This window comes from Pantoea sp. M_10 (assembly GCF_008631515.1).
Taxonomy (GTDB): Bacteria; Pseudomonadota; Gammaproteobacteria; order Enterobacterales; family Enterobacteriaceae; genus Pantoea; species Pantoea anthophila.
In genome coordinates this window covers 1055712-1067898 of the sequence record NZ_VWUL01000001.1, presented here as the reverse complement: position 1 = coordinate 1067898, position 12187 = coordinate 1055712, and the positions used below count along the sequence as shown (strand labels likewise).

The window sequence follows — 12187 nt, the reverse complement described above, 5'->3', positions numbered from 1 at the left end:
GCGCAGCCAGTGCCAGCGGTCAGCCTGCTCAGGAGACAAAATGGTGCGGATGATCCAGCGCGCCGGCAATCGCAGCGGTCAGCCGGCTTAACGCCGGTGGCGTGATGATGTAGGGCGGCATCAGGTAGATTAAGCGGCCAAACGGGCGGATCCAGACCCCCTGTTCCACAAAGAACTGCTGCAGCGCCGCCATGTTGACCGCCTGATGCGTTTCCACCACGCCAATCGCGCCCAGCACACGCACGTCGGCCACCTGCGGCGAGTGGCGCAGCGGCAGCAGTTCAGCCCGCAGCTGCCGTTCGATGTTTGCCACCTGGCATTGCCACTCTCCTTCCGCCAGCATCTTCAGGCTCTCCGACGCGACCGCGCAGGCCAGCGGATTGCCCATGAAGGTCGGGCCATGCATGAAACAGCCTGCCGCACTGCGGCTGATGGTGTCCGCCACCTCGCGGGTGGTCAGGGTGGCCGCCAGGGTCATCATGCCGCCGGTGAGCGCCTTGCCGACGCAGAGAATATCCGGGGTGATGCCCGCGTGCTCGCAGGCAAAGAGCTTGCCGGTGCGGCCGAATCCGGTGGCGATCTCATCGGCAATCAGCAGCACACCGTAGTGGTCGCACGCCTCCCGCACCTGCTGCAGGTAGCGCGGATGATAAAAACGCATGCCGCCAGCACCCTGCACAATCGGCTCCAGAATCACCGCCGCCAGCTGCTGATGGTGTGTCTCAATCAGCCGGGCAAAATCCTCAAAGTCCTGGCTCTGCCACGCATCGTCAAAGCCGCAGGCCGGTGCCGCTGCAAAGCGATGTTCCGGCAGATAGCCGCGCCACAGGCTGTGCATGGAGTTCTCAGGATCGCACACCGACATCGCCGCAAAGGTATCGCCGTGATAGCCGCGCTTCAGCGTCAGGAAGGTCTGGCGCGTCTCACCGCGGCCCAGCCAGTATTGCAGCGCCATCTTCATCGACACTTCCACCGCCACTGAACCGGAGTCCGCCAGGAAGACGCACTCCAGCGCCTCAGGCGTCATCGCCACCAGCTGGCGGCAGAGCGCCACTGCTGCCGGGTGGGTGATGCCACCAAACATGACGTGGGACATCTGTGCAACCTGCTCGGTCAGCGCCTGGTTCAGGCGCGGATGGTTGTAGCCGTGGATCGCGGCCCACCAGGAGGACATGCCATCCACCAGCTCACGGCCATCGGCAAGTTGCAGCGTAACCCCGCGGGCGGCCACCACGGGGTAGCAGGGCAGGGGATCCTGCATGGAGGTGTAGGGGTGCCAGATATGCTGGCGGTCAAAACGGGCATCTTCAGAGGTGAACGCGGTGAGGGTCATCGGAGTTGTAAACCAAAATAAAAAAATATAGTTTACAAGTATACCCCTGCTTTCTGTCGGGATGACACCCTTTTTGGAGTAAGTAATGGCTCAACGCTGGACAATTGCACAGGCGCAAGCGCTGTTTGATGAACCCTTTCTTGAACTGATGTTTAAAGCGCAGCAGGTGCACCGTCAGCACTTCGACCCGCGTCAGGTGCAGGTCAGTACCCTGCTGTCGATCAAAACCGGTGCCTGCCCGGAGGATTGTAAATATTGCCCGCAGAGTGCGCGCTACAAGACCGGCCTGGAGTCGGAACGCCTGATGGAAGTGGAAGAGGTGCTGACCTCCGCCCGTCAGGCCAAAGCCGCGGGCTCGACCCGCTTCTGCATGGGGGCCGCGTGGAAAAATCCGCACGAGCGCGATATGCCCTATCTGGAAAAGATGGTTGAAGGCGTCAAGGCGATGGGAATGGAAACCTGCATGACGCTGGGCACCCTCAGCGAGCAGCAGGCGCAGCGACTGGCGGGCGCGGGACTCGATTTCTACAACCACAACCTCGACACCTCGCCGGAGTTTTACGGCTCCATCATCACCACCCGCAGTTATCAGGAGCGCCTGGATACGCTGGGCAAAGTGCGCGACGCCGGGATCAAAGTCTGTTCAGGCGGGATCGTCGGCCTCGGGGAAACCGTGAACGATCGCGCCGGTCTGCTGGTGCAGTTAGCCAATCTGCCGACGCCACCCGAGAGCGTGCCGATCAACATGCTGGTGAAGGTGAAAGGCACACCGCTGGCAGATAACGACGATGTGGAACCGTTCGATTTTATCCGCACCATCGCGGTGGCGCGCATCATGATGCCGACCTCCCATGTGCGTCTCTCAGCAGGCCGGGAGCAGATGAACGAACAGACCCAGGCGATGTGCTTTATGGCCGGGGCGAACTCCATTTTCTACGGCTGCAAACTGCTGACCACGCCCAATCCGGAAGAGGATACCGACCGGGTGCTGTTCCGCAAACTGGGGCTGAACCCGGAGCATACGCACACGCAGCACGGCGATCAGCAGCAGGAAGAGCATCTCAGCGAGCAGCTGTTCCATGCGGACACGGAACAGTTCTACAACGCGGCGCTGTAATGAGCTGGCAGCAACGATTCCGGCAGGCGCTGGATCAGCGTCGTACGGCCGACGGCTGGCGGCAGCGACGGATTGTCGACGAACAGACGACCCGCACGCTGCACTGCGGCGGTCGCTGCTATCACCACTTCTCCAGCAATGATTATCTCGGCCTGACCCGCCATCCGGCGGTAATCACGGCCTGGCAGCAGGGGGCGGCGCTGACCGGCGCGGGCGCGGGGGCCTCAGGGCACGTGACCGGCTATCACCGGCAGCATGCCGATCTGGAGGCGCAGCTGGCCGACTGGCTCGGCTATGACCGTGCGCTGCTCTTCATCTCCGGTTTCGCAGCCAACCAGGCGGTGATCCATCTGCTGGGGGAGAAAAACGATCGCATCCTGGCTGATAAACTCAGCCACGCCTCTCTGCTCGACGCGGCCAGCCACAGCCCGGCGCAGCTGCGCCGGTTCAGTCACAACGCGCCGGAGAGTCTGGCGGCGCGGCTCGCCTCACCCTGTGAGGGGGAGACGCTGGTGGTGACCGAGGGGATTTTCAGCATGGATGGCGACAGCGCGCCGCTGGCCGCACTGGCGCAGCAGACGCGTCAGGCCGGAGGCTGGCTGCTGGTGGATGATGCGCACGGTATTGGCGTGGTGGGTGAGCAGGGACGCGGCAGCTGCTGGCAGCAGGGCGTCCGGCCGGAACTGCAGGTGATCACCTTCGGCAAAGCCTTTGGTGTCAGCGGCGCGGCCCTGCTGTGCGATGCCGACACCGCCGACTACTTTCTGCAGTTCAGCCGTCATCTGATCTACTCCACCGCCATGCCCGCGGCCCAGGCTTTTGCGCTGCAGGCGGCGCTGCATGAAGTTCAGCAGGGCGAGGCGCTGCGCCAGCGCCTGCAGCAGAATATCCGCCATTTCCGGCGCGGCGCGGCGTCGCTGCCGTGGCAGCTGATGGATTCAGAGAGTGCGATTCAGCCCCTGCTGGTGGGTGAAAACAGCGAGGCAGTGGCGCTCTCTGCGCGGCTGGCTGAGGCGGGCTGCTGGGTGAGCGCTATCCGGCCGCCTACCGTGCCACCCGGTACCGCCCGGCTGCGCATCACCCTGACGGCGGCACATCGCCCTGAGGATATCGATCGGCTACTGGAGGCACTGCATGACGCTGCAGGTTGACAAACAGGCGGTCGCTCGCGCTTTTGGCCGGGCGGCGAGCCACTACGATGCGCATGCCGCCCTGCAGCGTCTGAGCGGCGATGCCCTGCTGGCACAAGCCCCGGTCGACAGTGGTCTGCACCTGCTGGATGCCGGTTGTGGCACCGGCTGGTACAGCCGGCTCTGGCGCGCGCGCGGCAAACAGGTTACGGCGCTGGATCTCTCCCCGCAGATGCTGCAACAGGCACGCCGCAACGACGCGGCGCAGCACTATCTGGCGGGGGACATTGATGCGCTGCCGCTGGCGGACAACAGCTTTGACCTGGTCTGGAGCAACCTGGCGGTGCAGTGGAGTGATGATCTGCCGCAGGCGCTGGCCCAGTTCCGGCGGGTGCTGCGGCCCGGCGGCACGCTGCTCTTTTCCACCCTGGGGGATGATTCGCTGCAGGAGGTGCATGAAGCCTGGTCACATCTGGACGCACTGCCGCATGCCAATCGCTTTCTCAGCGAGGCGCAGATTGCCGCCGCCTGCCATGCCTGGCCGCTGCGCTGCACCTCGGAGCGGGTGACGATCCATTTTCCCGATGCGCTCAGCGCCATGCGCTCACTGAAGGGCATTGGCGCGACCCATCTGCATCAGGGGCGTGACGGCCAGGTGTTAACCCGGCAACGCCTCAGCCGGTTAGAGGCGCACTGGCCGCGCGACCGGCACGGCTACCGCCTGAGTTATCATTTAATTTATGGAGTAAGTGCATCATGAAACGCCTGTTTATCACCGGCACCGACACCGAAGTCGGCAAAACGGTCGCCAGCGGCGCGCTGTTGCAGGCCGCCGCCGCCGCAGGCTTCCGCTGTGCGGGCTATAAGCCGGTGGCGTCGGGCTGTGAGATGACGCCGGAGGGCATCCGCAACAGCGATGCGCTGGCCCTGCAGCGTTACAGCAGCGTCGCGTTAACGTACCAGCAGGTCAATCCGCTGGCCTTTATGGAACCGACATCGCCGCACATCGTCAGCGCGGAAGAGGGCAGGCCGATTACCCATCTGGCGCTGTCGGCCGGTCTGGCGGCACTGGAGCCGCTGGCGGACTGGATTCTGGTCGAGGGGGCCGGGGGCTGGTACACCCCGCTGTCGGAGACGCACACCTATGCGGACTGGGTAGTCAGCGAACAGCTGCCGGTGATTCTGGTGGTGGGGATTAAGCTGGGCTGCATCAACCATGCGCTGCTCACCGCAGAGGCGGTACGGGCGCGCGGGCTGCCCCTGGCAGGCTGGATCGCGAATACCATCGAGCCACCGGGCAAACGCTATCAGCACTATCTCGCCAGCCTGAAACAGCGCCTGCCTGCCCCCTGTCTGGGCACGATCCCCTATCTCACGGATGAGGCGCAGCAGGCTGCCTGTGGACACTACCTGACGCTGCCTGAATAAGCGGACCCGGCCCGGCAGTCACTGCGGCCAGCGGCGGCTCTGCCCGCCGCAACCGGTTTTGCCTCAGGCCACCGTCAGCCATTTATCGACGGTGTAGTCGTCAAGCTGCGCCATGCTGCCGTGCGCCACATTGCGACCGCGGTGCAGCAGCAGAAAGTAGTCTGCCACGCGGCGGATTAGCGACAGGCGCTGCTCCAGCAGGAGAATGGTCAGCCCGTAGTCGAGGTTAAGCCGCCGGATCAGATTGCCCATCTCCTCCTCCAGCCACGGCGACATGCCATCGGTGGGTTCATCGAGAATCAGCAGTTTAGGTTGCAGCACCAGCGCACGCGCCAGGGCCAGCTGTTGCTGCTGATCGACAGGCAGATCGCCGCTGCGCTGCTGGCGCAGCGAATAGAGTGCCGGAAAGAGATCGAACACCATTTCAGGAATGGCGCGATGGCGATCGTGCTGACTGGCACCCGCCAGCAGGGCGATCAGCAGGTTATCTTCCACGCTCATCTGGGTAAAAATATGGCGGCCCTGCGGCACGTAGCCGATCCCCATCTGTGCCCGCTGTTCAGCCGGTTGCAGCAGCAGATCTTCCGGCGGGGAGCCATCTTCCTTCCAGGAGATAGAGCCGCTGTTGATAGGCAGTCTGCCCATGATGCAGTTCACCAGCGTGGTTTTGCCCATGCCAGGCCGGCCCAGAACGCCGGTGCAGGTGCCAGGCGCCAGATCGAGGTCCACATCCCAGAGAATGTGGTTCTGACCGTAAAATTGATTCACCGAACGTAAACTCAGCATCTGACACTCTCCTTCCCGATCATTAGCCTGAATGCTTCCGCTCTCTGTCGTCTGGCAAACAAGTCATCAGCAGCGGCCCTGTCGCCGTTGCAGCTCAGTGCGCCTGGTGCGCGTTGGTGCCAGAGAGTCCTGCAATTCCCAGGCCAGATCTTAAAACGGCCCTGTTTTCTGCTGCTGTGCCTGCTTTCGGGGAAGGAAAGGTGAGAAAAACTTATCAATTCCCCACGGTCATTACGCACCTGCACTTTTGCAGTGCCTGGCGGCGCTGTTCCTGGTGCAGGCGTGCTCTGAGAAGGCAACGAATCTGATTAAGAATTCTAGTCGGCGCCCGGAAATTTGCCTGGCCAGCGGGGGGAAGGATTAAAAATGCAGACTATTCCGCCAGCCGCGGGCGCGAAATTTAACGGAAAAAAAATTATTTTCGCGGTGTCAGAAGGGCAGGGAAAAACTATACACAGCTGATGGCGGCGGGGCTGCCATCACTTATCCACTATTCCTGTGGATAACCTTGTGCATTAGGTAATGAAAACCAGTTGGAAGCGAGGAAATACGGGGCCTGGTAACATAATGACGAGATTCTGGCCTCATAAGCTAAAGCCAGTAAAATCAGTATTTTATTAAAAAACAAGCCTGCGATTTCTCTGTCATGTAACCAGACTGTAATTTTGTGACGCTCTATTGACAAATGTTAAATCCGATCTCTGCCTGGGGATAACCTTGCGCAACACGCTTCGCCTGGATTTTCATCGCGCGCCAGAGAGGGGAGCGGAACCGCAACGGGGTTAACATTGCACCATTACTGTTTTTATATCCAGTATTATTTTCTGGCAAAATCACCATAGCCGAGTAAAATAAGTGCCTGCCCGCCGACTTCTCCAGCAGGAAATGCATTCATGAGCAAAGCCTTTAAATTAAACTCTGCCTTTAAACCTTCAGGCGATCAGCCTGAGGCGATCCGTCGCCTGGAAGAGGGACTGGAGGATGGACTGGCCCATCAGACCTTATTAGGGGTAACCGGCTCCGGTAAAACCTTTACCGTCGCCAACGTGATTGCCGACCTCAATCGTCCGACCATGGTGCTGGCGCCCAATAAGACGCTGGCCGCCCAGCTTTATGGCGAAATGAAAGAGTTTTTCCCGGATAACGCCGTGGAGTTCTTCGTCTCTTACTACGACTACTATCAGCCTGAAGCCTATGTGCCCAGCTCCGACACCTTTATCGAAAAAGATGCCTCGGTGAATGAGCACATCGAACAGATGCGTCTGTCGGCCACCAAGGCGCTGCTGGAGCGGCGGGATGTGATCGTGGTGGCGTCCGTCTCCGCGATCTACGGTCTGGGCGACCCCGATCTCTATCTGAAAATGATGCTGCACCTGACCCGCGGCATGATCATCGATCAGCGCAGTATTCTGCGTCGTCTCTCAGAGTTGCAATACACCCGAAACGACCAGGCGTTCCAGCGCGGGACCTTCCGGGTGCGCGGCGAGGTGATCGATATCTTCCCGGCGGAGTCGGATGACATTGCGCTGCGCGTAGAGCTGTTTGACGAAGAGGTTGAGCGGCTGTCGCTGTTCGACCCGCTGACCGGCCAGATCGAGTCGGTGGTGCCGCGCTTCACCATCTACCCTAAAACCCACTACGTCACGCCGCGCGAGCGCATCCTGCAGGCGATGGAAGAGATTAAAGTGGAGCTGGCGGATCGCCGACGGGTGCTGCTGGAGAACAACAAACTGCTGGAAGAGCAGCGTATCACCCAGCGTACCCAGTTTGATCTGGAGATGATGAGCGAGCTGGGCTACTGCTCCGGCATCGAAAACTACTCGCGCTATCTCTCTGCACGCGGGCCGGGCGAAGCGCCGCCGACGCTGTTTGACTATCTGCCTGCCGATGGCCTGCTGGTGGTGGATGAGTCCCACGTCACCATTCCGCAGATTGGCGGCATGTACAAAGGCGACCGGGCGCGTAAAGAGACGCTGGTGGAGTATGGCTTCCGTCTGCCGTCGGCGCTGGATAACCGTCCGATGAAGTTTGAAGAGTTTGAGGCGCTGGCGCCCCAGACCATCTACGTGTCGGCGACGCCGGGTAAATATGAGCTGGAAAAATCGGGCAATGAAGTGGTCGATCAGGTGGTGCGTCCGACCGGTCTGCTCGATCCGATCATCGAAGTGCGTCCGGTCGGCACCCAGGTTGACGATCTGCTGTCGGAGATCCGTCAGCGCGTGGCGGCCAATGAACGTATCCTGGTGACGGTGCTGACCAAACGCATGGCGGAAGATCTCACCGAATACCTGACAGAGCATGGCGAGAAGGTGCGCTATCTGCACTCCGATATCGATACGGTGGAACGCATGGAGATCATCCGCGACCTGCGTCTGGGTGAGTTTGATGTGCTGGTGGGCATCAACTTACTGCGTGAGGGGCTGGATATGCCGGAAGTGTCGCTAGTCGCGATCCTGGATGCGGATAAAGAGGGCTTCCTGCGTTCAGAACGTTCCCTGATCCAGACCATTGGTCGTGCGGCACGAAACGTCAACGGTAAGGCGATTCTCTACGGCGATAAAATCACGCCGTCGATGGCGCGCGCCATTGAAGAAACCGAACGCCGCCGTGAGAAACAGCAGCTGCACAATGAAAAGAATGGCATCGTGCCGCAGGGCCTCAACAAGAAAATCACCGATATTCTGGAACTCGGCAACAACGTGGTGAAAACCCGTGGCAAAGCCAGACCGGCCCGCCCGGGCGAAGCGCAGGCTCAGGCCGATTTGCTGACCTTAACGCCTCAGGCGCTGCAGAAGAAAATCCACGAGCTGGAGGGACAGATGCAGCAGCATGCGCAGAACCTGGAGTTCGAGCAGGCGGCGAATGTGCGCGACCAGCTGCATGAGCTGCGTACGCTGTTTATTGCGGCCTCATAGCGCCGTTAAAACCCTGAATGGCGTGTTCCAGCGCCACCCTGAGCAGCTGGCGGTCGTGACGATATTTAATGTCGGCGGCCTCCAGCGGTTCACGGACGATCAGCCGATCGTCAATCCCCCGGGTATCGACCGCCGGGCTGACCACCACCGCATCAATCACCCGCTTGCCGATGTAACGCTCCATCATTGCCAGTTTGTCAGCCACCGACAGGCTGGCGGCGGCGGGGCTGAGCTCGCGGCCCAGATTGCCGATAAAGACCATGGTGGCGGGCGTGCGCCGCAGCGCCTGCGCCATCTCATCCATCAGCAGGATCGGCATCAGGCTGGTGTAAAAGCTGCCCGGCCCGATCAGGATCAGATCCGCCTCACCAATCGCCTGCAGCGCTTCCCGCGTAGGCTGGACATTGGGATGCAGCATCAGCTCCTGCGGCGGCTGCTTCATCTCGTCAATCGCCGTTTCGCCGTAAACCATGTTGCCTTCCGCATCCATCGCCACCAGATCCACCGGCTGCTCCGACATCGGGATTAAAAAGGCATCCACCTTCAGCAGGTTGCGGATGATGTTGATCGCCTCCAGCGGGCGCACGCTGAGATGATCCAGCGCGCGCAGCATCAGGTTACCCAGGTTGTGCCCGGCCAGTTCGCCATTACCGGCGAAACGATACTCAAACATCGCAGAGGCGACGCTGGGTTCGGTAATCAGCTGGTTCAGGCAGTTGCGCATATCCCCCCAGGCGATCCCGCCTTCGGAACGGCGGATACGGCCGGTTGAACCGCCGTTGTCGGTGGTGGTGACAATGCCGGTGAGACGCGAGCCCAGCGGGGAAAGGGCAGACATCACGCGGCCCAGACCGTGTCCGCCGCCCAGTGCCACAACGCGATCAAGATCGGCCAGTGTGCGATTCATACTTCTCCTTACTTTCCTTTCGCGTGGCGAGGCTCTAAACGCTAAGCCCGCGCGGATGACTTACGTCAAAATCAGGCGGGCATTTTAACGTATCCTGTCGCGAAAATGCGGTGAAAATTCGATATGTATAAGAATATATAGCGAAAACAGCGAATGGAAGAGTGGCGTGAATCACGCTACCATCATGTTTACCGCGCTGATCAACGGGTCAGCGTACACTCAAGCCTGAATGCCTAAGTCTGCGGATAGGGGGTTCAGGCCGTAGCCATCGAGCTGCCAGGGTGCAGGAAGAAATGACTGCATCTCCCAATCTGGAAAGGTGTTCTGGTGTCACAATTTACTGATGCATACGCGCGTAAGTTCTATTACCTGCGCCTGTCGGTCACGGATGTCTGCAATTTCCGCTGTACCTACTGTCTCCCGGACGGCTACAAGCCGCAGGGAATTCGTAACAAAAGCTTTCTCTCTCTGGATGAAATCCGCCGTGTCACGCGGGCCTTTGCGGCAGCCGGCACAGAAAAAGTGCGGCTGACCGGGGGTGAGCCGTCGCTGCGCCGTGATTTCACCGACATCATCGCCGCGGTGCGTGAAAACGCCGCCATTCGTCAGATCGCGGTGACCACTAACGGCTACCGGCTGGCGCGTGACGTGAAGCAGTGGCGCGAGGCAGGCTTAACCGCGCTGAACGTCAGCGTGGACAGTCTGGATGCCCGCCAGTTTCACGCTATTACCGGTCAGGATAAATTTCATCAGGTGATGAGCGGCATCGATGCCGCCTTTGACGCCGGTTTTCGCCAGGTCAAAGTCAACAGCGTGCTGATGCGCGATCTTAACAGCCGCAATCTCGCCACCTTCCTGGACTGGATCCGCACCCGTCCGATTCAGCTGCGCTTTATCGAACTGATGGAAACCGGTGACGGCGGTTCGCTGTTCCGCGATCAGCACGTTTCCGGTGCGGTGATCCGCGACCAGCTGATCGCTCAGGGCTGGCAGCGTCGCGAAAGCGAACGCAGTGACGGCCCGGCGCAGGTTTTTTACCATCCCGATTATGTCGGCGAGATCGGCCTGATTATGCCCTACGCCAAAGATTTCTGTGCCAGCTGCAACCGTCTGCGCGTCTCCGCGCAGGGCAATCTGCACCTCTGTCTGTTTGGCGACGGCGGCATTCCGCTGCGCGATCTGCTGGCGTCGGACGACCAGCAGGCTGAACTGCAGGCGCGCATTGCCAGCAGCCTGGGGCAGAAGAAGCAGACCCATTTTCTCCATCAGGGCAACACGGGCATTACACAGAATCTCTCTTACATTGGCGGCTAATTTCAGGAGGCAGTATGGGTAAACCAGCCAGCGAATTTCAGGCGGTGCAGATTGCGGTGATGACGGTCTCCGATCGTCGCGATGCCAGCAATGACACCTCCGGTGACTACCTGCGCAGCGCGGCGGCGGAAGCGGGCCACAGCGTGGTCGATCACGCTATCGTGCCGGAGAATCTCTATCGCATTCGTGCCACCGTGTCGCGCTGGATCGCCAGTGACGATGTGCAGGTGGTGATCGTGAACGGCGGCACCGGGTTTAACCTGAAGAACAGCACGCCGGAAGCGCTGCTGCCGCTGTTTGACCGCGAGATTGAGGGATTTGGCGAACTGTTCCGGATGATCTCCTACGAGGAGATTGGCGGTTCGACCCTGCAGTCACGCGCCATTGCCGGTCTGGCGAATCAGACGCTGATTCTGGCCGTGCCGGGTTCGACCAGCGCCTGCCGTACCGCCTGGGAGCGCATTATTGCCGACCAGCTTGATGCGCGCACTGCGCCCTGTAATTTTGTCTCACATCTGAAGAAACAATAAGCATGTCTCAACTTACACACATTAACGCCGCGGGCGAAGCGCACATGGTGGATGTCTCCGCCAAGGCTGAAACCGTGCGCGAAGCGCGGGCAGAAGTGCTGGTGCTGATGCAGCCGGAAACGCTGCAGATGATTATTGAGGGCAGCCACCATAAAGGGGATGTCTTTGCTACCGCCCGCATCGCCGGTATCCAGGCGGCGAAACGCACCTGGGAGCTGATTCCGCTCTGCCATCCGCTGATGCTGAGCAAAGTGGAAGTGAACCTCGAAGCAGAACCGGCACACAGCCGGGTCCGCATTACCTCGCTCTGCCGCCTGAGTGGCAAAACCGGCGTGGAGATGGAGGCGCTGACCGCGGCTTCGGTGGCCGCGCTGACTATCTACGACATGTGCAAAGCGGTGCAGAAAGATATCGTCATCGATCAGCTGCGTTTAATCAGCAAGAGCGGTGGCAAAAGCGGCGATTTTCAGGCGGTGGCCCATGATTAAGGTGCTGTTTTTTGCCCAGGTGCGCGAGCTGACCGGCACGCCCGCACTGGAGGTCAGCGCGGACTATCCGGACGTGGCGGCACTGCGCGCATCCCTGGCTGCACGGGACGACCGCTGGGCGCTGGCGCTGGCGTCGGGTAAGCTGCTGGCGGCGGTCAATCAGACGCTGGTGCCGATGACGCATCCCCTGCGCGCCGGGGATGAAGTGGCCTTTTTCCCGCCCGTAACCGGAGGCTGAG

12 protein-coding genes and 1 riboswitch are annotated in these 12187 nt (G+C 60.7%); of the genes, 9 read left to right on the top strand and 3 right to left on the bottom strand.

Annotated elements, in window-relative coordinates:
* Positions 1-28 precede the first annotated feature (28 nt).
* Positions 29-1333, bottom strand: coding sequence for an adenosylmethionine--8-amino-7-oxononanoate transaminase (gene bioA, locus F3I47_RS05085; RefSeq protein ID WP_150029432.1), 1305 nt, complete (start codon positions 1331-1333; stop codon positions 29-31).
* An 85-nt stretch (positions 1334-1418) separates the two neighbouring features.
* Here bioA and bioB point away from each other — a divergent pair, with 85 nt between their 5' ends.
* Genes bioB through bioD form a run of 4 tightly spaced genes read left to right on the top strand, consistent with a single transcriptional unit; the run spans position 1419 to position 5008 of the window.
* Positions 1419-2450 carry a biotin synthase BioB gene (bioB, locus tag F3I47_RS05080; RefSeq protein WP_009091343.1) on the top strand — a complete coding sequence of 344 codons (1032 nt, stop codon included), beginning with the start codon at positions 1419-1421 and terminating at the stop codon, positions 2448-2450.
* A complete protein-coding gene (gene bioF, locus F3I47_RS05075; RefSeq protein ID WP_150029433.1) occupies positions 2450-3601 on the top strand; it encodes an 8-amino-7-oxononanoate synthase in 1152 nt (383 codons plus the stop codon). Before bioB ends, bioF begins: the two co-directional genes overlap by 1 nt.
* Positions 3585-4340: a malonyl-ACP O-methyltransferase BioC gene (gene bioC / locus F3I47_RS05070; RefSeq protein WP_150029434.1), complete on the top strand. Its 756-nt coding sequence runs from the start codon at positions 3585-3587 to the stop codon at positions 4338-4340. Before bioF ends, bioC begins: the two co-directional genes overlap by 17 nt.
* The gene (gene bioD / locus F3I47_RS05065) at positions 4337-5008 is read left to right on the top strand and encodes a dethiobiotin synthase (RefSeq protein WP_046101450.1); all 672 of its coding nucleotides are present in this window, start codon (positions 4337-4339) and stop codon (positions 5006-5008) included. Before bioC ends, bioD begins: the two co-directional genes overlap by 4 nt.
* Positions 5009-5071: 63 nt before the next feature.
* Here bioD and F3I47_RS05060 read toward each other — a convergent pair whose 3' ends face one another.
* Positions 5072-5794, bottom strand: coding sequence for an ABC transporter ATP-binding protein (locus F3I47_RS05060; RefSeq protein WP_009091339.1), 723 nt, complete (start codon positions 5792-5794; stop codon positions 5072-5074).
* Between the two features lie 893 nt (positions 5795-6687).
* Here F3I47_RS05060 and uvrB point away from each other — a divergent pair.
* A complete protein-coding gene (uvrB, locus tag F3I47_RS05050; RefSeq protein ID WP_009091335.1) occupies positions 6688-8709 on the top strand; it encodes an excinuclease ABC subunit UvrB in 2022 nt (673 codons plus the stop codon).
* Here the strand turns inward: uvrB and yvcK are convergent.
* Entirely contained in the window at positions 8693-9616 is a 924-nt protein-coding gene (yvcK, locus tag F3I47_RS05045; protein ID WP_009091333.1) for a uridine diphosphate-N-acetylglucosamine-binding protein YvcK, read from the bottom strand. The genes uvrB and yvcK overlap by 17 nt on opposite strands.
* A 204-nt stretch (positions 9617-9820) precedes the next feature.
* Positions 9821-9954: riboswitch (molybdenum cofactor riboswitch) on the top strand.
* Between yvcK and moaA the strand changes: the two genes are divergently transcribed.
* The 4 genes from moaA (at position 9944) to moaD (ending at position 12186) form a co-directional block, all read left to right on the top strand.
* Complete coding sequence (gene moaA / locus F3I47_RS05040; protein WP_111207713.1) at positions 9944-10930, top strand: GTP 3',8-cyclase MoaA; 987 nt, start codon at positions 9944-9946, stop codon at positions 10928-10930. It overlaps the preceding riboswitch by 11 nt.
* 14 nt (positions 10931-10944) lie before the next feature.
* Positions 10945-11460 (top strand): molybdenum cofactor biosynthesis protein B, encoded by a 516-nt coding sequence (gene moaB / locus F3I47_RS05035; protein ID WP_111207712.1) that lies wholly within the window; start codon positions 10945-10947, stop codon positions 11458-11460.
* A gap of 2 nt (positions 11461-11462) precedes the next feature.
* Positions 11463-11948 (top strand): cyclic pyranopterin monophosphate synthase MoaC, encoded by a 486-nt coding sequence (gene moaC / locus F3I47_RS05030; RefSeq protein ID WP_111207711.1) that lies wholly within the window; start codon positions 11463-11465, stop codon positions 11946-11948.
* Positions 11941-12186: a molybdopterin synthase sulfur carrier subunit gene (moaD, locus tag F3I47_RS05025; RefSeq protein WP_150029435.1), complete on the top strand. Its 246-nt coding sequence runs from the start codon at positions 11941-11943 to the stop codon at positions 12184-12186. The genes moaC and moaD overlap by 8 nt, the downstream gene beginning before the upstream one ends.
* Position 12187: the final 1 nt, after the last annotated feature.